Here is a 21,438-nt window from a genome sequence, read left to right on the forward strand (position 1 = left end):
TTTGTCCTTTTCTTTTATCCCAAAGATGTGCTTAGAAATGTGCCGAATGTATACTTAAGATGAGTTCTACAGAGTTTTAAATCGAAGAAAGCAGCCACATGTTGTTTTAGAAAATAAGTATTGATCACACTATATTATAGTCTTATGATTTTTGTGAAAGAGCTCAAAAGCGAGCAAATGATTGACAATTATTTACGCCCTCAATTAATTGACTCAAAGTTTATTCTCATCCTTTTTCTTCTTTGGTTTTTCAGTTGTGCACACAGTACAAGCAGCAACAATATTTCAGAAAACAAGCTTAACACAGTCGATGCCACAGCCTACCCCATGCTAAAAGATTCCTTGAAAATTGGGGAGGAGAATTATTACGTCTGCCAGGACGACCCGATGAAGATTATTGAACACAAACTCAAGAGAAGCTGGGTATTACAGCGACAAATGGGATTTTATTGAAGCCTATTGGAACAATAATCACCAACAATTCGAATGATTTGCTTGCTCAGTGTTCCAAAAACCACTCCACCATTTCCCGCCATTCCTGCTCCAAGCCATACGAGGGCCGCTTCCGCCCAGCCCGATTGTACCAATAATCGGCATTCCAGATGTCCCCTTCCTTGCGGTGCAAATAGGCATGGACCCAGGAACCTTCTTTGGAATGCACATCCTGGGCGATATTGTGCGAAGCATCCCAATCGCCGCGGCCTTCGTGCCAGAGAGCCAGGAGCAATGGATTGGAAAAATCAGGCGGAGTAAGTTGCTGAAACGATTCTTGAAAAGTACTAAAATCCATTTTCGTTTTATGTTTGCAATAGCCTAAAAACTGAAAATCCAAATACTTCCTCCAATTCTTTCGAAGCCAAGAGCGGAATAAGGAGATTGGGCACGAAATATTAATTAAAAATAAGCCTTTTACCTAAAAATCTCATTCACACTGATCACAAAGCCCGGAATCACTGGCTCAGCTGAACACAAATCCTCGCCAGTACATACCATCATTTGTTTCCCCCGGTACACGTGTACCTCGTTGCGGGTAGGAAAAACGTGCCAAACCACCTCAACTTCTGCTTTTCGGTAATTCTCCATTTTTTCAGCCACTCGCTCCAACTGGTCATTTTTGGAAATTACTTCAATGACAAAATCGGGGTGGATGTCTGCATTATACCGAGCCGCATCAATTTGTTCATCTGTAAAATAGGCAATATCAGGATGGCGGTGGTTTCCCGCAAAAAACACATCTCCTTCGGCAATCAACTCTCCGTTAACACTTGGATTAATGGCTTTCAAGCGATAGAGAAATTGGGTCAAATTACGTGAAATAAATAATTGAGTTCTATCCATTGAGCGCTCCGTTTTTTCTACTTGGCCATTGACCCATTCATACTTATAATTGTCCTCACGAGCGAGGTATTCATTCTGGAATGTTTCCCAGGATATTTTTTCGGGCAAAACCTGTTCTTGAGTAGCGCTCCTGGTAGTCATGGTTATTGATTTGGTTTTTACAAAAATACAGCAAACATTTGACAAAGACAATCCTCCCCTTTTTTGCCAATCCAAAAAATCCTTTTAGTTTTGAAACTCACCTCTATCCTAACCATTTTAGTATGAAAAAACTGTTGTGGGTGATTTTTGGCCTGGTCCTTTCCAATAGCCTACAGGCTCAAAATCCAAATGCTTACTCCAATCCTTACGAAGCCAAATACTTCGAAAAATTCAAATGGCGCAACATTGGCCCCCTGCGTGGTGGCCGCTCTCTGGGTTGTGCCGGAAGTCCTGGTCGACCCAATGAGTACTACTTCGGTGCTACCGGCGGTGGATTATGGAAAACCACCGATGGCGGTCAGGAATGGCTTCCCGTTACCGATGGAAAAATCTCCTGCTCTTCAATCGGGGCGGTGGCCGTGGCCGAAACCAATCCCGATGTAGTGTACATTGGTGGTGGTGAAACCCAGTTGCGCGGAAGCATCACCCAAGGCGATGGGGTTTACAAATCCAGCGATGGAGGCAAAAACTGGCGGCACCTCGGTCTGAAAGAAACCCAGGCCATTTCCCGCATTAGAGTACACCCTACCAACCCTGACATCGTATACGTGGGCGCACTGGGGCATCCTTATGGCGACAATGAAGAACGGGGCCTGTTCCGCTCCATGGACGGTGGCAACACCTGGAAAAAGATCCTCTACGTTAGTCCTAAAGCTGGGGTAGCAGATCTGATCATCGACCGCAAAAACCCTAAAATCATCTACGCCACAACCTGGCAGGTATACCGCAAAACCTGGAAAATGTGGGGCGGTGGGCCCGACTGCAAACTCTGGAAGTCGGTCGACGGTGGCGATACCTGGATCGATCTGAGCCGCAACCCGGGTATGCCCACGGGCACTTTGGGTAAAATTGGCATCACGGTTTCTCCCGTAGACAACAACCGCCTTTGGGCCATTGTGGAAGCCAATGATGGAGGGGTTTACCGTTCGGACGATGCCGGCTGGTCCTGGAAAAAGGTCAACGATGAGCGTAAACTGCGTCAACGCGCCTTTTATTACTCCCGCATCTATGCCGATCCATTTGACAAAGATGGGGTTTATTGCCTCAATGTAGATTTTTACAAATCCACCGATGGTGGGGTCAAATTTGACAAAGAAATCAGTACCCAGCACGGAGATCACCACGACCTATGGATCGATCCCAACAACCCCCAACGGATGATCCTTTCCGACGATGGAGGAGCTGTGGTTTCGGTCAATGGCGGCGAGAGTTGGACGGAACAGGACTACTGCACCACCCAGTTTTACCACGTTACTACTACCAACGATGTGCCTTACCATGTAGCGGGTGCCCAACAAGACAACAGTACTTTGGCCATGCCCAGTGACGGCTGGGACTTCATGCAGGCTGGCGGCCCCAATCACGGATGGTATTATGCGGTAGGTGGCGGCGAAAGTGGTTACATTGCGCCACACCCTACCAACAAAGACTTGTTCTATGCTGGCAGCCAAGGGGCGCTGCTCACCCGCTACGACCGCAGTAATGGTCAAATCCGGGATATTCAAGTGTATCCTCTGTTTTTCTCTGGCGAACCTGCCAGTGCGCTGCCCGAACGTTGGCAATGGACTTATCCGATCGTTTTTTCACCCAAAGACCCCAACGTACTCTACACCTGCTCTCAGCACGTATGGCGCACCAAAGACGACGGGCAAAGTTGGGAAAAAATCAGCCCAGACCTGACCTATGCCGACCCCGAAACCCTCGGGCCTACGGGTGGTGAAATCACCAAAGACATGAATGGGCCGGAAATATATGCAACTGTTTTTGCCCTGGCCCCTTCCAACCACGACATCAACACCATTTGGGCGGGTTCGGATGATGGCAAAATCCATATCACCCGCGATGGTGGCAAATCCTGGCAGGATATTACGCCTAAAGATTTGCCCAAAAACTCCGTAGTAGGCATCATTGACGAATCCAAACACCAACCAGGTACCGCATACGTGGCCGCCTTCCGCTATCAGGTGGACGACCGCCAACCTTACGTGTTCCGCACCCGTGATTTTGGCAAAACCTGGACCAAAATCGTCACCGGTATCGCCGATGGCCATTTTTCCCGGGCAGTACGAGAAGACCATGTGCGACCAGGGTTGCTGTTTTTGGGCACCGAGCACGGAGTATATGTGTCTTTCGATGCTGGCGACCACTGGCAGCCTTTACAATTGAACTTGCCCGATACCCCCATCCGCGATTTGGTAATCAAGGACAATGATGTGGTATTGGGTACACACGGACGCGGATTTTGGATTCTGGACGACATCCATCCTTTCCGCCAGCTCACCCCGGAAAACCGGAAACAGGCAGCCATTTTGTTCAAACCTGCCGACGCCATTCGGGGCATAACTACCGCAGTGTTCCAGTATTATTTGCAGGAAAAAGTGGACTCTGTGAAAATTGAAGTCCTGGATGCTCAAGGAAAACTGATTCAGGCATTCAAAGGTGATAATGCACCCGCACAACGTGGATCGGGTGGTCCGGGCGCTGGTCCCAAGCCTGGTGCAGAAGCCGGACTCAACACCTTCTCCTGGAACCTGCGTTACCCTGGGGCTACGGTATTCGATGGCATGATCATGTGGGGTGCCCGTCCTCAAAATGGACCTAAGGCCCCCTTGGGCCAGTACCAGGTCAAATTTACAGCTGGTGCTTATTCCCAAACCTACCCTTTCCAAATTTTGATGAACCCCAACCTGAAAGGCATCACGGCTGCCGATTTGCAGGAACAATTTGAGGTAGCCATGAAAATTCGGGAAAAGGAAAGTGCAAACAACGAAGCAGTGATTCGAATCCGCAATCTGCGCAAACAAATGGAAGCGCGGATGAAGGAAACCACCGATGCCAGCTTCACAACCGCCGCCAAGGACTTGAATGCCAAACTCACCGTCATTGAAGAGGATTTGTACCAAACCAAAAACCAGAGTGGGCAGGATCCTTTGAACTTCCCGATCAAGTTGGGCAACCGGATTTCCGCTGTTCGCCGCAGTCTTGAATCTGGCGATGCCAAACCAACAGCGGGTGTACACAAGGTTTTTGCAGAGTTGAGCAAAGAGTTGGACGGCCATTTGAGCAAGCTGGAAACTACCATTTCGGGAGCGCTGCCGGGCTTGAACAAGCAATTGACTGCTTTGCAATTGAAGGAGATCAAGGATAAAGTTGAAAAGTAAACCCTTTTTAAACATGAGTCATCCCGAAGTTTAGCTTTAGAAGGCAATTAGAATCACGGAGTGATTCAATCTTGCATAGCCGCGGTTGGCTTTTCAAAAATTTGGGATGACTCATGTTTAATTTTCTTCCTTCAAAAAATAAACTAGTTTTGGACTCATCATTTGTCAAAGCTTCATCTATCCATCCTTCACAAAACTTGTTCAATGGAAGTTTCTACCGCTCCGAAACGGGTCATCCTCCACGAAGATTGGGCCTCTGTCGCCATCGGATTTACCATTATTGCACTGTCCGTTGGCTTGTTTGTACTACCTGCTCCGGAATATGGCTGGAAAACCGGAGCTGAGCTGTTCAGTGGGGTGTTTTCTTTGTCCAATCTGGGTAAAATTGCTGCGCAATTTTTGTTTGTCTACGTTGGAGGAACACTGGGCGTGCTGCTTACCGGAGGAAAATTGACTGGTTTTTTGAAGGGCTTCCCCCTGTTGTTTTTGCTCACCTTGATTGCACAAATCATTACCGGGAATGGCTTTGTTAAATCCCTCAACCTGGAGGCGGTGATTTTCAGTTTGTTACTGGGTTTGGTCATTCGGCAGTTGTTTAATATACCAGCCTGGTTCAGTGCTGCTTTAACCACGGAGTTGTTTGTCAAAATTGGTCTGGTGCTGCTGGGCTGTAGCGTCATTTTTGGCGATATTGTTAAAAATGGCACCCTAGGTTTGGTGCAATCTCTGGTAGTGGTATTTAGCGTCTGGTATTTTTCTTATTGGTTGTGCCGCCGTTGGAAAATTGACGAAGAAATGGCCTTTATGTTGTCCAGTGCGGTGTCCATCTGCGGGGTATCGGCCGCTATTGCGACTGCAGGTGCCATCAATGGCGATAGCAAAAAATTGTCCTTTGTAGTGTCTTTGGTATTGATCGTAGCCATCCCGATGATGATTTTTATGCCCATTTTGGCCAATTACATGCAATTGTCGCAAGAGATTACCGGGGCCTGGTTGGGTGGTACCATAGATACCTCAGGGGCCGTTGTCGCATCGGGCTCCATGGTAGGTGAAAAAGCGCTGGAAGTGAGTACCATTGTGAAGTTCTCACAAAACGTATTGCTGGGTATTGCCGCCTTTTTTATTAGCTTGTATTGGACTTTGACGGGAAAACAAGCGGAAGGAATGCCGGTAGAGAAACCTACGGTAAGAGTGATTTGGGATCGTTTCCCCAAGTTTGTTTTGGGCTTTCTGGTAGCTTCTCTAATCTTTTCTTTTTTGCTGGAGCCTGATACCGTCAAAGAGGTGAAAGGCCATTTGAAGAATATTCAAACTTTGTGGTTTGGACTGGCTTTCACGAGTATTGGTTTGGAAACGAAGTTTTCTGATTTGTTTAAGGATGGATTCAGGAAGCCATTTTGGGCTTTTTTGATCGCTCAGTTTTTCAACATCATCGTTACTTTGATTTTGGCTTACCTCCTGTTTCGCTAAAATGTAAAACTCGATTTGCATTTTACAAAATTACGCCTTAAATTTGGTTGCATACGCAACCATTTATGACGCCCAACCCAAACAGTCTTTCCGAAAACCCCTTGTATCTCGCTGGTGAACTGACCCACCGCTTCCACAAGCGGCTTACCCATGCTTTTCGTACGGCCAAATTAGGTGTTACTGTCGAACAATTTAGTGTGCTCGCCTTACTCTATTACCAGGACGGCTTGACCCAACAGGAAATTGCCGAAGCACTGGGGCGTGACAAGGCTACCATCACCCGCATTTTGCACATCATGGAAAGAGAATTGCTGCTGGAACGAGCGGATGACGCCCTGGATAAACGCAGCAAAAGAGTAGCTCTCACTGCCTTGGGCAAACAAAAACAAGAACAAATGGTCCAAATTTCAGGTGCATTGTACTTCGAAATTTTGGCGGGCCTATCCGTGGAACAGGTGCAGGTCGCTTGTGGTACTTTGTCCCAAATGCTCAAACAGGTTTAAAAAAATTTACCCTAACAGTTGCATATGCAACTAAATAATTTCACGCATGAAAACACTAGTATCAAGTATAGGGCTCTGGTTGCTGATGTGCATTGGCACTATGCTGTGCTGGATTTTGGGCTTCGGCCTGAGTCAGGCCCTATTTAAAGTTTCGCTTCCTGAAACCGAGGAAGATTCAAGAAAAACCCTAATTCTTTTATTCCTGATGATCGCACTTGAAATTGGGGTATTGCTCTGGGTGCATCGCCGATTGGACGGCAATAGGTTTCAGCGTTTTTTAACAATTTTCAGTTTTTTGTTTGGCATCCAATTTGTGATGAGTCAAATTGAAGCCTGGGCTTTTCAGTCGGCAGTGGGGATGAGCTCAAAAGAGATGTTACAAACAGTGGTGGGTGGTTTTTTGTTTGCCCTGCTGGTTTCAGGCCAGTTGGTCTTTACGCAAAAGCATAAAAATCAAGCGACTACAGGTGGATCGCTGATCCAGCTGACCATAGGAAAAGTGCTGCTTTTGGTTGTAGTCGTTTATCCCCTCCTCTATTGGCTGGCTGGTTATTTTATTGCCTGGCAGTTCCAGGCTATCCGCCAATATTATACTGGTGATGCCAACAATGAGGGAATGGTAGCTGGATTTTTGGGCTTTTTTATGGATGGATTGTACTTTTTGCAAGTAGGGAGGGCCTTTTTGTGGTTTCTCCTGGCTTGGCCGTTTTTATTCTATTTTAGAGGGAGCCGGTTACAAGGTGCTTTTCTATTGGGAGCTCTGTTCAGTGTTTTGCATTGCGCGCAATTGTTGCTGCCCAATCCTTATATGCCAGCGGAGATTCGTTATCCACATTTCTTGGAAACTGCCAGCTCTACCTTTATTTGGGGATTTGTGGTGGCTTGGGTGCTTTTGGGGAAACCTAAGACAATGGCACTATGAGGTTAATTGGGGCAAAAGCGGCACTTTTTTATCACAAATGGGAAAAAAAAAGGCACAAAGAACACAAAGAAAAGCGTTGTCAACGTCTAACTTTGTGTCCTTTGTGCCCTCTTTTTTTCCTCTGTGGCAATAAAAAGCTACTTAGGGAAAATTGTGTTCCGCTTACGCCGAAAACGACGTCCCGCAGCCACAAGTTTCCTTGGCATTTGGATTATTGAAGGCAAATCCCCGGTTTTGCAAACCTTCTTGCCAATCTATTTCCATACCCAGCAAATAAATGGCATGGCTTTTTTGCATCAATACGGTGATGCCTTCGATCTCGTAAGTGGAATCGTTGTCTTTGGACTCGTCGAAGCCCAACATATAGGAAAAACCCGAGCATCCACCACCTTTCACGCCTACGCGCAGGCCGTAATGATCAGGAATATTTTGTTCCGCTTTGATGCGTTGTAGTTGTTTAACGGCGCCAGCGGTCAGGGAAATCGGTTTTGCTTCAGTCAAAACTTCGCTCATGCTGTAGTTATTTAGATTGAATCTACGTGCAAAGATACAATTTTTGAAACACCAGCAGCCCTTTTTTGGTTGCAGACACAAGAAAAATTTCAGTAAAATCGTTTGAAGCCGCTACCTTTGTATTCGTTTTTATCAGAAAAAATACCACTATGGATTTGATGCCCGCTTTGCTAGAGGTTTTGAAATTTGCCATTGCTGCCTTGATTGTGTATGCCATTCTCAAAGATTTATTAAAAAATTACTTTGAATCCAGGGCGGCCTTGCCCCAGGCGGTTCAACAAACAACTCCCACACAACCTGTCAATGACAACTTGCTTACCATACGTTTGCAGGCCTATGAGCGCATGGCGCTATATTGCGAGCGCATTGCTCCCGAAAACCTCCTAATGCGCCTTCGCCCGGAGGGTGTAAATGTTGCAGAATACAAGCTGGCTTTAATGCTCAATATACGCCAGGAATACGAGCACAATGTGACCCAACAAATCTACCTCTCGTCCCAATTGTGGCAGATCATCAAAATGGCTGGAGAGGATACCTTAAACGTAATTGCCCATGCATCGGAGGGGTTGGACAACAAATCTGATGCGCGCCAATTGCATGACAACATCATCAGTATCTCTGGTCAACGCGGAGGGGGGGCTTCCGAAAAAGCTCTGCAAGCTTTGAAAACCGAGGTAGCGAGCTTTTTGGGATAATTCGAATGACGAATGACGAATTTCAGGGTAGCCCAAAATTCGTCATTCGTCATTCGAACCATTCGTCATTCCACTCATGGTTTTGCATTTTTTCGTTATCTTGTCCTGGATACATAAAGACCAAACGGAAAAACCAAATTTGCCATGACAACACGTCGGAATTTTCTCCAAAAATTCGGTGCATTGGCTGCATTAGGGGCAACTCCGCCCTTTTTGGACAGCGCACAAGGGAAATCTTTTTTGCAAAGCATCGAGCGCATCAATGGGCTGAGTCTGGAAGATAGCATCCAGGATGAAACTTTCTGGTACCAGGTCCGCCAAGCTTATACTGTTTCATCGGCCCTGATCAACCTCAACAATGGTGGCGTTTGCCCGCAACCCAAGGTGGTACAAGAAGCCGTGGAGCGTTACAATCGCCTCAGCAACGAAACGCCCTCCTACTACATGTGGCGCACCCTGGATGAAGGCCGTGAACCCTTGCGCCGGCGTCTGGCAGATTTGGCCGGAGTATCTCAAGAAGAAGTAGCCATCAACCGCAACTCTTCTGAAGCTCTGGAAACCATTATTTTTGGGCTGCGCCTGCAAGCTGGAGACGAGGTCGTATTGACCAAACAGGATTATCCCAACATGATCAACGCCTGGAAGCAGCGGGAAAAACGGGATGGTATCGTCCTGAAATGGATCAACCTGGAATTGCCTTCGGAGGATAAAAACTACCTGGTCAAAAGTTTTGTAGACGCATTCAGCGCCAAAACCAAGGTGGTACAAATTACCCACCTCATCAACTGGATGGGGCAAATCCTGCCCGTTAAAGAAATCGCCAAAGAAGCCCACAAACGGGGCATTGAAGTACTGGTTGATGGCGCGCATACCTTTGCCCACTTCCAATATTCCGTGGCTGATCTGGACTGCGATTATTTTGGAACCAGTTTACACAAATGGCTTTGTGCGCCATTTGGCAGTGGGATGTTGTATGTAAAAAAGGAAAAAATCAAAAACCTCTACCCGCTGTTGGCTGCTCCAGATGCGGAAAGTGAAGACATCCGTAAGTTTGAAAACCTGGGCACCCGTTCCTTCGCCATTGAGCAGGGCATCAACCAGGCCATCGACTTCCACGAGATGATCGGAGGCGAACGCAAGGAAAAACGTTTGCATTACCTAAAAAACTACTGGGCCGAAAAAGCCAATGCCATGCCCAAAGTGAAAGTCAAAACCTCGCTCAAGCTCGAATACGGCTGTGCGATTGGTTTGCTTACTGTTGAAGGGAAAAAACCCGCTGAAGTTTCCAATTTTTTACACCAAAACTATAAAATCCACAACGTAGCCATCGAGTGGGAAAACATCAAAGGGGTGCGTTTGACTCCGAATGTGTATACCACTACGAGGGAATTGGATACCTTGGTGAAAGCGATTGAACAGTTGAGCAAGCAGGTGTGAGTTTAGGATTTACCATAGAAAAAACAGTATGTCATACCTTTGTGGCGTGCTGTTTTTTCAATAAACCTTAAACCCACTTTAAATGCTAATCTATTCGGAGTGTATTTCTATTCATTCGGAAACCAATTCTATCCATTGGGAGAATAATCCTATAATTCCCGGAAGATTTATAATTATCTTTGAATGGAATCTTCCAAGCACCAATGCCTGAGCATGAGATATTTTACCTTATTTTTATTGTTGTGTTCCTTTTCTTCTTTTGCTCAAAAGCAGGATTTATTGTCTATTGATAGCATCCCAACTAATGGTCTTGTGCTCAATCAGGGCTGGAAAATGCAGGTGGGCGACGATCCGGAATGGACGAAAACGGACTACGATGATTCCCAATGGAAAGCCATTGATCCTACTCAAGATTTTAAAAACATCCCTGAACTCTGGAAATCCAGAACAGTATGGTTTCGGCTCAAATTCACTATTGACAGCAGTTTTACGCAAAAAACATTGGCTTGTATCGTGGCCCAAACCGGGGCTTCGGAAATATTTTTGAATGGTAAAATGATCGGAAGCTTTGGAAAAATAGGCGATCAAGATGGTAAGGTAGTGGCCTTCACGCCCAGGAATGGGACTGCGTTGGGGCTTCCCCTTTACCAATCTGGAGCACAGGTATTGGCAGTTCGTTTTGCGGTGCAAAAAAATCTGCCGTACATTGTTTTTGCAGGCCGGCGAAATGTTGCCCTTTCTTTGCGTTTATTCGAAATCCATAATTTGGGCAGGTATTTACTCAATGACCTTACCCCATACTTTGAATTTAGTCGTTTTGGCCTTTACCTCATTATGGCAGTGATTCATTTTGCTTTATTCTACTTTAACAAAAAAGAAAAGGCTAACTTATATTTCTTCTTGTTTGCGCTGATTAACCTTTTATTGCTTTTTATCATCTCAGTAGTGTATCGACACGTCGACTTGGCTAGTACCAAAATGTTTTTTCTAAGCACCGTGAGCATTTCATATGGACTCAATTGGTTTTTCTTTTTACAAGGAACCTATTCTATTTTTACCACCCCAAAAGGTCTGATTTACTGGTTTTTGTCGCTTTACTTATGTGCAAGTGTGTTCATCCTGTATGGTAACTACCACCATGGTTATGACCTGGGCTTTATGCTGGCAAGCACACTGGTTGTTTTCGAAATTGGCCGCATCGCTTGGGTGGCTACCCGAAAGAAACAAAGAGGGGCAAAGATCATCCTTGTAGGTTCAATTGGTTATTGGGTCTTTTTATTCCTTTTCTATATGTTTGCTTGGGGCTATATCCCAGCCGGCCCCAATTGGATTTGGGGTAGTCTTGCGATCAACCTTGGGTTTATCAGCATACCGGTAGCAGTTTCCATTTACCTTGCCTTAGAGTCCTCTTTCGCCAGCCAATCCTTAGCTAAAAAGTTAAAGGAAGTGGAGCTGCTCTCCCAACGAAACTTGGCTCAGGAACAGGAAAAACAAGCACTACTCGCCGCCCAAAACGAAACCCTTGAGCGTCAGGTAGCTGAACGCACCACCGAGCTCCAACAATCCCTCGAAACCTTACGGAGTACCCAAACCCAGCTCATTCAACGCGAAAAAATGGCCTCCTTGGGTGAGCTCACGGCGGGCATCGCCCACGAAATCCAAAATCCGCTCAACTTTGTCAACAACTTTGCCGAAGTCAGCAGTGAAATGATCGATGAGTTGCAAACAGAGCTCAATCAGGGCAATACGGAAGAAGTACAAAGTATTGCCACCGACCTGAAACAAAATCTGGATAAAATCAATCATCACGGTAAACGGGCCAGCAGCATCGTCAAAAACATGCTGGACCACTCGCGTACCAGCACGGGCAAAAAAGAAGCCACCGATCTCAATGCCCTCATTGATGAGTGTATGCGATTGAGTTACCATGGTTTGCGGGCCCAAAGCAAAGGTTTCCAGGCTGATTTCGCTTTGGAGCTTTCCGATCAGTTGCCTTTAATAACTTTGGTCCCTCAAGACATTGGCCGGGTTTTACTCAACTTGTTCAACAATGCTTTTTATAGTGTTGATCAACGGTTTAAACGAGGTGGAGACAAAGATTACCAGCCCAAGGTAATTGCCAGTAGCCATCTAAATGAACAGGGCATTGAAATCAGGATCAGCGACAATGGTTCGGGGATTCCCATTGCTTTGCAAGGCAAAATTTTCCAGCCCTTTTTTACTACCAAACCGAGCGGAGAGGGAACAGGGTTGGGTTTATCGCTCAGTTACGACATCATTACCAAAGGGCATCAGGGAAACCTCCTGGTTGAATCTCAAGAGGGTCAGGGAACTACTTTTATCATTCAACTACCTCTTGTCTGAGTTACAAATAACCAATTATTGATAAGCTAAAAGAAAACGTTATGAATAAAGTCCTGGTGGTTGATGATGAACAAGATTTGGAAATCCTGATCAAACAAAAATTACGTCGCCAAATTCGCGAGGGCAAATACGAGTTTTTCTTCGCCAGTGATGGTTTGGAGGCACTCAACATCATCAACAACGACCCCACTATTCACACCATTCTGAGTGACATCAACATGCCTAAGCTGGATGGACTCAGCCTTTTGCTCAAATTGCACGAAATCAATCCTTTGATAAAAACGGTCATTGTTTCTGCCTACGGCGACATGGACAATATTCGCCTTGCCATGAACCGGGGCGCCTTTGATTTTTTGTGTAAACCCATCAACTTTGATGACCTCGAAACTACGATTGACAAAACCCTGGGCTACGTTAGTCAATTGCAAAACACCGTTCAGGCGCTGCGGGAGAACAACATCCTGAAGATGTATGTCGACCCCACCGTTTTAAATTTTATGGCCTGCTGTGATTTTGAACGTAGTCTTTTTTCCAACGAAACCATTGAGGCAAGTGTCGTTTTTATTGACATTTGTGGTTTCACCACCATCGCCGAAAACGAAGCACCGGACGTGGTGGTTAAAATTTTGAATAAATACTTCGATCTGATTGTTACAGAAGTTACCCATCACGGAGGCTATGTGGATAAGTTTATGGGCGACGCAGTGATGGCCGTGTTCCGGGGTGAATTTCACGCAGACAAAGCGGTTGAGGCTTCCCTGGCGGTGGTAAAAAAAATTTGTGCCATTCAAAAGGAAGAAAATGTGGGGGTTAATTATAGTCCGAATGTATCGGTTGGTATCAACAGTGGAGAAATGGTGTCCGGAAACATTGGCTCAGTTTCCCTTAAACGCCTGGATTATACCGTCATCGGTGACGTGGTCAACACCGCCCAACGCATCCAATCCAGTGGAGGGCCTGGAGAAGTATTGGTGGGAGAAAATACTTATCAACTGATCAAACAAGCCTTTGTTTGCAAGCGAAAAGAGGATGTTCAGGTGAAGAACAAAACACAGCCTGTCTCCATGTACGAGGTAGTTGAATAAAGCATTTTTTCCTACATTTGACCATTAAAGTTTTTTCCTAACCGTCAAACCTCCCACTCATGAAATTGCTTTGGTTGCCGTTTTTACTCCTGTGCAGTATTGTATATCAACCAGGCCCTGACGAACCAATCCTAACCGGCGCAGAGCAAATTGAGGCCTATTTGCCCTACTTAAAAGGTAAAAAAGTGGGCATGTTGGTGAATCAAACTTCTATCATTGGCAAAAAACTGAGTGTAGATACCTTGCAAGCCTTGGATGTAGACATCAAACTCATCTTCGGTCCCGAACACGGTTTTCGCAACAACGCCAGCAATGGTGATCACGTAGCTGACGAAGTAGATCCCAAAACGGGCATCAAAATCGTTTCCCTGTACGGTAAAAAAAGCCGCCCTACCCCGGAGGAAATGGCCCAAATCGATGTGCTTGTTTTTGACATCCAGGATGTTGGTTGCCGTTTTTATACCTACATCAATACCCTGCGCGACGCAATGCGCTCTTGTGCCGAAGCGGGCAAAGAAATGATCATATTGGATCGGCCCAATCCCAACGATTATGTGGACGGGCCCATTCTGGATATGGCGCTGGAATCCGGAATTGGCCGTTTCCCGATCCCCATCACCCACGGAATGACCATTGGCGAATTCGCCCAAATGATCAACGGAGAAGGCTGGATCGCCAACAAGCAGCAGTGTAAGCTCAAAATTATCCCGCTCAAAAATTATACCCACGGTAGGGATTACACCTTGCCCGTGGCACCTTCACCCAACTTGAATACCCAACAGTCGATCCTGCTCTATCCTTCTCTTTGTTTGTTTGAAGGCACCATTGTGAGCCAGGGCCGGGGTACTTATATGCCTTTTACAATATTGGGTGCCCCGGCACTGAAGGGCAATTTCGATTTTTCCTTTACGCCGAAAAGCATCAAAGGCATGTCTGAAACGCCGCTGCACCAGGATCAGGAGTGCTATGGCCTCGACTTGCGGGAATACAAACTGGACTCCTTCCGCAAAAAAGGCCGCATCAACATCCGCTGGATGATCGACCTGTATAAGGCCTATCCGATCAAGGAAAAATTCTTCGACCGTAGTCAAAGCCGCCAAATGGGCAACATCGATTTTTTGGCAGGCACCAAAAAATTCAAAGAGCAGATCATGGCGGGGAAAAAGGAAAAGGAAATCCGCAAGAGCTGGGAGCCAGGGCTTTCGAGGTATAAAGAGATGCGGAAAAAGTATTTGTTGTATGAGTGAATGATGATAAATGACGAATTATTCGAATGACGAATGACGAATTGGGGCAGCCCAGCATTCGTCATTCGTCATTCGAATAATTCGTCATTATAACTCCCCTCCCACCCTTTTCATCAGCTCCATCCGTCCATTCACCCCACATTTTCCAAAAATATTCTTCACGTGGGTGCCAATTGTATTCACGCTCAAAAAATGCTTTTCTGCAATTTGCCGATTGGTCATGCAGGCCAGTAGGTCGGCCAATACTTCCATTTCTTTGTTGCTTAGTGGGTCGTTGAGTTGGGCGTTGAAACGTTGCAGGTCGCTGCTGGTGCTGGGATTGAGGCGGCTGTAGGTATGCAGGGCGATTTCGAGCGTGCGGAAAAGTTCGTCTTCTTCAAAGGGTTTGACCAAATAGGCCATAGGGTAAGTTTGTTTGGCGCGATCCAAGGTGGCACGGTCGGTAAAAGAAGTCAGGTAAATGAAGGGCAGGTGGTATTTATCGTGGATGACTTGCCCGATGGAAATGCCATCGGCCTGGCCGCTGCCGAGGTGTACATCCAGAATGACCAAATCAGCCTGGCGTTGGGCCAGTTTGTCCAGGGCCATGTTGGGGTTGTAGGCGATCCCACACACGGAATAATCCAGGTTGTTGAGCGCAGCTTCCAGGTCGTGCGCAATCATTGGTTCATCTTCGACTATTAAAACAGAAAACTTACTCATGCCGCTAAAGTAGCATTATTGATTGGAAAAATCAGACTGGCCCTGGCCCCACCTTCTGCATTGTTCAGTTGCAAAGAGCCACCCAATTTTTGGGTAAATGCATTAATCAGGGAAAAGCCGATGGAACGTGAAGTATCCGGAGCAAAGTTGGCCGGAAAACCAATGCCATTGTCCTCCACTTTTAACTCTACCTGGTCTGCGTTGGCAGAAAGGGATATTCGCACCTCCCCACTTTGTTCATTCGGGAAGGCATATTTCAGGGTGTTGCTGATCAGCTCGTTGAGGATGAGTCCCAGGGCAATCATGATGTCGACATTGAACTTCAGGGGTTGAATTTGGGACACCAATTGCACCCGTTGTTGATCAATGTTATAGGTATGGAAGAGGTTTTCGGCCAGTTTGTGGAAGTAGTCGGCGGTGGCAACGTTGCTGAAATCGTTGTTTTGGTATAAGGTTTGGTGGATCAAAGCCATGGAGCGTACCCGGTCCCGACCATCCCGCATCACTTTGAGGGCCACGGGGTCCTGAACCCCCTTGGATTGCAAATTGAGCAAAGAAGAGATAACCTGCATGTTGTTTTTCACGCGGTGGTGAATTTCTTTGAGCAGTAGTTCTTTTTCTTGTAGGGAAGTTTCGATTTGTTGTTTTTCCAATTGGATTTGTGCTGCTTGTTGCTTTTTGCGTCGATAAAGCCACAATGCAATGGAAGCGAACAACAACAATACGCTGATCAATAATATTGCCTTTATTCGTGTAGATTTAAGTTGTCGAGTATTCTGAATGTTAGTCACCTGCAGGCTTTTAATGGATTCATCCTGGGTTTTACTTTCCAATTCATTGAGTTTATTGGCTTGCAGAACGGGGTCTAATTGGTCTTCCAACAATCGAACTTTTTCCAAATAAGCCAATGCTTGCTCGGTGTTTTTCTTTTTGCGTGCATTAGCTGCCAGCGTTTCGTACAACTTGATTTGAGTACTGAAGTTTTCGGATTTTTGCGCCCAGATCAAATTTTCCATCAACAAATCATCAGAGGCATCAATGGCATCCTGCTCACTAAGAATGGCGGCTTCCAGAAGCTCAGTTTGCATTTCATTATACCGTTTGAACACTTTTACGTCCATTGCTTTGGACAAACGAAGCTTTTCCAGCGCTTTTTCATCCTCGCCCATCTCGTGGTAAACCTCCGCCAATGCCTTGAGGCATCGGGCTTGCATGAGGGGGTGTTTATGGGCATCAGGCAGTTTTTCAAATGCTGCATGGGCTTTATTCATGGCATTGATGGCCTCAGGATACTTCTTTTCTGCGGCAAGAACGCGGCCTTCATAGTGTTTGATCATGGCAGCAATAAATCCTGGGGAGTTACCTTGAGCGTTTCTACGCGCCATGTCCAGGTATTTTCGGGCTCTTTGGGTATTGTGATGCTCTAAAAAAACATGTGTGATGTTTAAGTAGACATTTACACTGCGTTCAGTATGGCCACTTTTTTCCAATAGCGCCAAACTCTGATGAAAATAGTACAAGGCTGAATCAGCATGGTTCTGATTGTTGTGGGACAATCCAGACATCTGATTCAATTTGTATTGTAAAACTGGAAAATCGTGACCTTTCGCAAAGCTTAAGCCTTTTCGCAAATATTTAAGGGTGCTATCGGGTTCAACCGCCCGGGTGTAAATCTGGACCAGTTGTAAACAGGTTTGTACCTTAGCCTTGGGTTTCCCTTCTCTAAAACACCAAGCCGCAAAATGGTAATAATGCTTTTTCGCTAAGGGATAATTTTTTTTCTGTAGATATACCCTCGCCAGGCCTTCTTCAATGTTTGCTGCAATTTTTTCATGCCCAATGTTTTGGGTGATGCGCAGTGCCTCGTTGAGAAAGATCAGTGTGCTGTCAAATTGTTGAAGATCAGCATAAACTTTTCCTAACATTATCAAGGCACCCGTGTATTTGAGGAGTTGGGTCTGCTCTTTATATTGCTTTTTTGCCTGGTTTAACAAGCTGATGGTGGCTTGGTGGCGCCCAGCATTCAAACTGTCGAAAGCGACTGAAAAAATGGGATCTAAATTCAATAGTGGATCCAACCTGGATTGGGCGGGCAAACCAAAAAATCCGATGCAGCAAATCAAAAAAAGGAAGTATTTAGCCATATTGTTAATCATGAGAAAAACTTTAACAAAAATAAATCATCCGTTCGTGTATCAAAAATCTAAGTTTTACGTATATGAATCCAGGTGGAATTTAGGTGCTACAAGTTCATTTCCAGTTCACATTGAAAAAACCTGTTTAAAACACCACTTCCGTTTGCGCTCTAAAAACTACCGTTAAATAATAGCAACTCATCAAAATATTGCTTTTCATGGAGTTGAATGCTAGGTTTTTTGTAAAACTTTACCTACTTTTGACAATCGATTTTTTATTCCCCTCTAGGCAACTGTACTTATTTATCGTTCAAGCTAATACAAATCGTATCTGTTCAGGGTTATTTGTTCCCAAAACCTAAATTTTTCACACTGTAATCAAACCTTGAATCATTCCCCCCATGAACAGGGAAGGCAAAGCGACAACTATGAGAAAATTACTCGTAGCCGGCATCGCAATAGTATACGTTGTACTTTATTCCCAAGTTGCGTCGGCTCAAAACAAGTACCAAGGCTTAGGAGGATTAAACCGCCCCTTCCATGCCGCATTTTATCAGGCCCTCAAATGGCGCAGTATCGGCCCTTACCAGGGTGGGCGCAGTGTTGTTGCTGTAGGGCTTCCTAACAATCCAATGGTCTATTATTTTGGCTCAACTGGTGGAGGTCTTTGGAAAACCGAAGACGCAGGCTGGAGTTGGTTCAACATTTCAGACGGATTTTTTCAAAGTGGCTCCGTTGGTGCCATTGCCATTGCTCCTTCCGATCCTAACGTATTGTACGTTGGTATGGGTGAACATGCGGTAAGAGGCGTCATGACTTCCACTGGTGATGGCGTTTACAAGTCAGTTGATGGTGGAAAAACCTGGGAGCACACTGGACTGGTACAATCTGAACACATTGCCGACATCTGTATTCATCCCAACAACCCCGATTTGGTTTATGTAGCCGTGCAAGGTGCTTTGTACAAAAACAGCAAGGAAAGAGGAGTGTACCAAACCTCAGATGGTGGAAAAACCTGGAAAAACATTTTATCCATCAACCCTAGTACTGGTGCAGCTGACCTGGTCATGGACCCCCAAAATCCCCGTATTTTGTATGCTTCAATGTGGGATCACCAACGGAGCCCTTGGTACATACGTAGTGGTGGTGCGGGCTCAGGGCTGTATAAATCAACAGATGCCGGTGAAAGTTGGAAAAAACTGGACCAAGGATTTCCAGGTTCAATGGGAAAAATTGGAATTTGTGTCGCGCCCAGTAATACGGATCGTTTGTATGCCGTAGTTGAAGCAGACAATGGCGGAATTTTTCGCTCCGACGATGGTGGTAATTCCTGGCTGCAGGTCAGCAATGACCGCCAAACCTACGCCAGGGCCTGGTATTTCAACAAGGTAGTGGCTGACCCAAAAAATCAAGACCTTATTTACGTGCTCAATATTCCCCTGCTCAAATCGATGGATGGGGGCAAAACCTTTAGTAGCCTGCCTAGTCCCCATGCTGATCAGCACGATTTGTGGATCAATCCTACCAATCCCCAAACCATGATCCTTGCCAACGATGGGGGAGCTTGCATTTCTTTTAACGGCGGCAAATCCTGGACTTCACAAAACAATCAAGCTACTGGTCAATTTTACCGGATTGCCTGCGATAATGGTTTTCCTTACCACATTTATACTGCTCAACAAGATTATGGGGCTATGGGTATTCCCAGTAGGGTAAGTGGCTCGGAAGTTTTGGGCAACAACTGGTACCAGGTTGCTGGTGGCGAAAGTGCATTTTTGGCCCTCGACCCCAATCATCCTGAATGGGTTTACGGTACCAACTATCAGGGAAACGTCAGTGCCTGGCATCGTCCCACCGAGACGAGCAAAGACATTATGGCCTATCCAGAAATCGCGCTGGCTTCCCGGCCTCGCGATTTGAAATACCGTTTCAACTGGAATGCCCCATTGGTGGTTTCTCCTCAAAACCCTAAGGTACTGTACCATGGTGCACAACTGTTGCTTAGAACTGAAAATGGAGGCATCAGTTGGACTGAAATCAGCCCTGATCTTACCCGCAACGATACAAGCCACCAAATGGAAGGTGGCGGCCCCTTTTTGAATGAAGGGGCTGGGGCTGAAAACTACAATACCATCAGTTACATTGCACCTTCACCTCATAAAGAAGGTGTAATTTGGGTAGGTACCGACGATGGACGGGTTCATTTCACGCGGAACGATGGCAAATCATGGGAAGAGCGTACCCCAAAAAACCTGCCAGAGAGTTTGATCAACTCCATTGAAGTATCTCCAAATGATCCCAATACCGTTTACATTGTAGCTTGTCGTTACCGTTTTGGTGACCGCAAACCATACGTTTTCCGCAGTACCGACAATGGGCGCAACTGGACACAAATCACCGCTGGGTTTGGTATCAATGATTTTGTGCGGGTAGTGAGGGAAGACCCCCGGCAAAAGGATTTGTTGTACGCGGGTACCGAATCTGGGTTTTTCATCTCCATCAATGGCGGTGAACATTGGCATCCATTCCAGCTCAACATGCCAGTTTGTGCCATTACCGATCTCCAGATTCACGACAACGATTTGATTGCTTCTACGGCTGGTCGTGGTATCTGGGTTCTGGATGATTTGGCCTGTTTTCACTACAACCAAACCATCATGGGCAAAACGGGAATTGCCCTCTGCCCACCCAAAACCGCCTACAGATTTGCCGGAGAGCAACAAGATGACCCCACCCTGGCGTCCAGTGTAGGCAATTCTGCGGAAGGGATGACCATCAGTTTTATTTTGCCTGAAGAAATCGATAGTCTGAGCCTGGAAATCCGCAACGCCCATGGTAAAGCGATGCGTAAGTACACCAGTTGGGTGGATGAAATGCACGAACAAACCAATGTGGCATTGGGGCAGCCTAGTTTACCAAATCAAAAAGGGTTAAATCGATTGGTTTGGGATTTGCGGCGCAATATGTTGCCGGGCATTCCAGAACTCTTCATTATGGGTGACCTTCGGGGGAGCATGGTTCCTCCGGGGGAATATACGATCTTATTGTACGGTACCAAAGATACGGTGATGGCCAAAGCGATGGTGATGGCCAACCCTAAAATAGTAGGATCAGCAGAGGATTACACCTTGCAGAGCCTGAAGCTGGAGGAAATGGAAAATGTGATTCGGGAAATGCATCGAACCATTAGCAACCGCAGGGAATGGCGCAACTGGTTGAACGGCCTTCTCGATTTGTATGAAAACTCCAGCGAGCATAGTGAAATGGTTGGGACTGCCCGGGACATCATTGCCAAAATCAACAACTGGGAACAAGGGCTTACGCAACCTGCGCATCAGGGCACCCAGGACGCCATTGTGTACAAACATGGCTTGCATGCCGAATTGCTCGACCTCAAAATGCGCGCCGACGCGCTTGATCCACGCCTCACCCAAGGTGTTACCGACCGTTTTAACGACATCCGTAAAATCTGGAACCGCAAGAAACCAGCCAATGAGGCCATCAACCAGGCTATGCAGAGCTTTATGAGCAGTTTTAAGGAGAAGGACATGGCGCCGTTTTTTGCCCCGCCAACCAATACGTACTAGGTTTGAGTGTGAAAGTGTGGGGGTGGGTGTAAAAGTTTCCGAAGCTTTTTTTACCTTCGCCTCGCATATTAAAACATT

The 21,438-nt window shown here is 46.1% G+C and carries 15 protein-coding genes; 10 read left to right on the forward strand and 5 right to left on the reverse strand.

Annotated features, from left to right (window positions below):
- Positions 1-499: 499 nt before the first annotated feature.
- Both SFV55_RS21730 and SFV55_RS21735 read right to left on the reverse strand, forming a co-directional pair.
- Positions 500-790 carry a hypothetical protein gene (locus SFV55_RS21730; RefSeq protein WP_320031660.1) on the reverse strand — a complete coding sequence of 97 codons (291 nt, stop codon included), beginning with the start codon at positions 788-790 and terminating at the stop codon, positions 500-502.
- 119 nt (positions 791-909) lie between these two features.
- Positions 910-1,479, reverse strand: coding sequence for a Uma2 family endonuclease (locus tag SFV55_RS21735; protein ID WP_320031661.1), 570 nt, complete (start codon positions 1,477-1,479; stop codon positions 910-912).
- Positions 1,480-1,601: 122 nt separating this feature from the next.
- On the opposite strand from SFV55_RS21735, the gene SFV55_RS21740 reads away from it, so the two are divergent.
- The 4 genes from SFV55_RS21740 (at position 1,602) to SFV55_RS21755 (ending at position 7,595) form a co-directional block, all read left to right on the forward strand.
- Positions 1,602-4,700 carry a VPS10 domain-containing protein gene (locus SFV55_RS21740; RefSeq protein WP_320031662.1) on the forward strand — a complete coding sequence of 1,033 codons (3,099 nt, stop codon included), beginning with the start codon at positions 1,602-1,604 and terminating at the stop codon, positions 4,698-4,700.
- 204 nt (positions 4,701-4,904) lie between these two features.
- Positions 4,905-6,170, forward strand: coding sequence for a YeiH family protein (locus tag SFV55_RS21745; protein WP_320031663.1), 1,266 nt, complete (start codon positions 4,905-4,907; stop codon positions 6,168-6,170).
- Positions 6,171-6,235: 65 nt separating this feature from the next.
- Positions 6,236-6,673, forward strand: coding sequence for a MarR family transcriptional regulator (locus SFV55_RS21750; RefSeq protein WP_320031664.1), 438 nt, complete (start codon positions 6,236-6,238; stop codon positions 6,671-6,673).
- Positions 6,674-6,719: 46 nt separating this feature from the next.
- Positions 6,720-7,595: a hypothetical protein gene (locus SFV55_RS21755; RefSeq protein ID WP_320031665.1), complete on the forward strand. Its 876-nt coding sequence runs from the start codon at positions 6,720-6,722 to the stop codon at positions 7,593-7,595.
- 162 nt (positions 7,596-7,757) lie between these two features.
- On the opposite strand, the gene SFV55_RS21760 is transcribed toward SFV55_RS21755, so the two are convergent.
- On the reverse strand, positions 7,758-8,108 hold the full coding sequence (locus SFV55_RS21760; protein ID WP_320031666.1) for an iron-sulfur cluster assembly accessory protein: 351 nt from the start codon (positions 8,106-8,108) through the stop codon (positions 7,758-7,760).
- A 149-nt stretch (positions 8,109-8,257) separates the two neighbouring features.
- On the opposite strand from SFV55_RS21760, the gene SFV55_RS21765 reads away from it, so the two are divergent.
- The 5 genes from SFV55_RS21765 to SFV55_RS21785 all read left to right on the forward strand — a co-directional run bounded on the left by SFV55_RS21765 (position 8,258) and on the right by SFV55_RS21785 (position 14,936).
- The gene (locus SFV55_RS21765; protein WP_320031667.1) at positions 8,258-8,803 is read left to right on the forward strand and encodes a hypothetical protein; all 546 of its coding nucleotides are present in this window, start codon (positions 8,258-8,260) and stop codon (positions 8,801-8,803) included.
- A gap of 144 nt (positions 8,804-8,947) precedes the next feature.
- Positions 8,948-10,240, forward strand: coding sequence for an aminotransferase class V-fold PLP-dependent enzyme (locus SFV55_RS21770; protein WP_320031668.1), 1,293 nt, complete (start codon positions 8,948-8,950; stop codon positions 10,238-10,240).
- A 213-nt stretch (positions 10,241-10,453) separates the two neighbouring features.
- Positions 10,454-12,604: an ATP-binding protein gene (locus SFV55_RS21775; RefSeq protein WP_320031669.1), complete on the forward strand. Its 2,151-nt coding sequence runs from the start codon at positions 10,454-10,456 to the stop codon at positions 12,602-12,604.
- A 41-nt stretch (positions 12,605-12,645) separates the two neighbouring features.
- On the forward strand, positions 12,646-13,689 hold the full coding sequence (locus SFV55_RS21780; protein WP_320031670.1) for an adenylate/guanylate cyclase domain-containing protein: 1,044 nt from the start codon (positions 12,646-12,648) through the stop codon (positions 13,687-13,689).
- 59 nt (positions 13,690-13,748) lie between these two features.
- Entirely contained in the window at positions 13,749-14,936 is a 1,188-nt protein-coding gene (locus tag SFV55_RS21785) for a DUF1343 domain-containing protein (protein WP_320031671.1), read from the forward strand.
- An 87-nt stretch (positions 14,937-15,023) separates the two neighbouring features.
- Here SFV55_RS21785 and SFV55_RS21790 read toward each other — a convergent pair whose 3' ends face one another.
- Together SFV55_RS21790 and SFV55_RS21795 are read right to left on the reverse strand one after the other, a co-directional pair.
- Positions 15,024-15,638 carry a response regulator transcription factor gene (locus SFV55_RS21790; protein WP_320031672.1) on the reverse strand — a complete coding sequence of 205 codons (615 nt, stop codon included), beginning with the start codon at positions 15,636-15,638 and terminating at the stop codon, positions 15,024-15,026.
- A complete protein-coding gene (locus SFV55_RS21795; RefSeq protein WP_320031673.1) occupies positions 15,635-17,794 on the reverse strand; it encodes a histidine kinase dimerization/phosphoacceptor domain -containing protein in 2,160 nt (719 codons plus the stop codon). Before SFV55_RS21795 ends, SFV55_RS21790 begins: the two co-directional genes overlap by 4 nt.
- Positions 17,795-18,201: 407 nt before the next feature.
- On the opposite strand from SFV55_RS21795, the gene SFV55_RS21800 reads away from it, so the two are divergent.
- On the forward strand, positions 18,202-21,360 hold the full coding sequence (locus SFV55_RS21800; RefSeq protein ID WP_320031674.1) for a VPS10 domain-containing protein: 3,159 nt from the start codon (positions 18,202-18,204) through the stop codon (positions 21,358-21,360).
- Positions 21,361-21,438 lie beyond the last annotated feature (78 nt).

Source organism: Haliscomenobacter sp., assembly GCF_033763495.1.
Classification (GTDB): Bacteria; Bacteroidota; Bacteroidia; order Chitinophagales; family Saprospiraceae; genus Haliscomenobacter.

Bases quoted from the DNA above. Each gene is read 5' to 3' on its own strand.
- SFV55_RS21730 (WP_320031660.1), bottom strand. From the start codon at position 790: ATGGATTTTAGTACTTTTCAAGAATCGTTTCAGCAACTTACTCCGCCT.
- SFV55_RS21735 (WP_320031661.1), bottom strand. From the start codon at position 1,479: ATGACTACCAGGAGCGCTACTCAAGAACAGGTTTTGCCCGAAAAAATA.
- SFV55_RS21740 (WP_320031662.1), top strand. From the start codon at position 1,602: ATGAAAAAACTGTTGTGGGTGATTTTTGGCCTGGTCCTTTCCAATAGC.
- SFV55_RS21745 (WP_320031663.1), top strand. From the start codon at position 4,905: ATGGAAGTTTCTACCGCTCCGAAACGGGTCATCCTCCACGAAGATTGG.
- SFV55_RS21750 (WP_320031664.1), top strand. From the start codon at position 6,236: ATGACGCCCAACCCAAACAGTCTTTCCGAAAACCCCTTGTATCTCGCT.
- SFV55_RS21755 (WP_320031665.1), top strand. From the start codon at position 6,720: ATGAAAACACTAGTATCAAGTATAGGGCTCTGGTTGCTGATGTGCATT.
- SFV55_RS21760 (WP_320031666.1), bottom strand. From the start codon at position 8,108: ATGAGCGAAGTTTTGACTGAAGCAAAACCGATTTCCCTGACCGCTGGC.
- SFV55_RS21765 (WP_320031667.1), top strand. From the start codon at position 8,258: ATGGATTTGATGCCCGCTTTGCTAGAGGTTTTGAAATTTGCCATTGCT.
- SFV55_RS21770 (WP_320031668.1), top strand. From the start codon at position 8,948: ATGACAACACGTCGGAATTTTCTCCAAAAATTCGGTGCATTGGCTGCA.
- SFV55_RS21775 (WP_320031669.1), top strand. From the start codon at position 10,454: ATGAGATATTTTACCTTATTTTTATTGTTGTGTTCCTTTTCTTCTTTT.
- SFV55_RS21780 (WP_320031670.1), top strand. From the start codon at position 12,646: ATGAATAAAGTCCTGGTGGTTGATGATGAACAAGATTTGGAAATCCTG.
- SFV55_RS21785 (WP_320031671.1), top strand. From the start codon at position 13,749: ATGAAATTGCTTTGGTTGCCGTTTTTACTCCTGTGCAGTATTGTATAT.
- SFV55_RS21790 (WP_320031672.1), bottom strand. From the start codon at position 15,638: ATGAGTAAGTTTTCTGTTTTAATAGTCGAAGATGAACCAATGATTGCG.
- SFV55_RS21795 (WP_320031673.1), bottom strand. From the start codon at position 17,794: ATGATTAACAATATGGCTAAATACTTCCTTTTTTTGATTTGCTGCATC.
- SFV55_RS21800 (WP_320031674.1), top strand. From the start codon at position 18,202: ATGAGAAAATTACTCGTAGCCGGCATCGCAATAGTATACGTTGTACTT.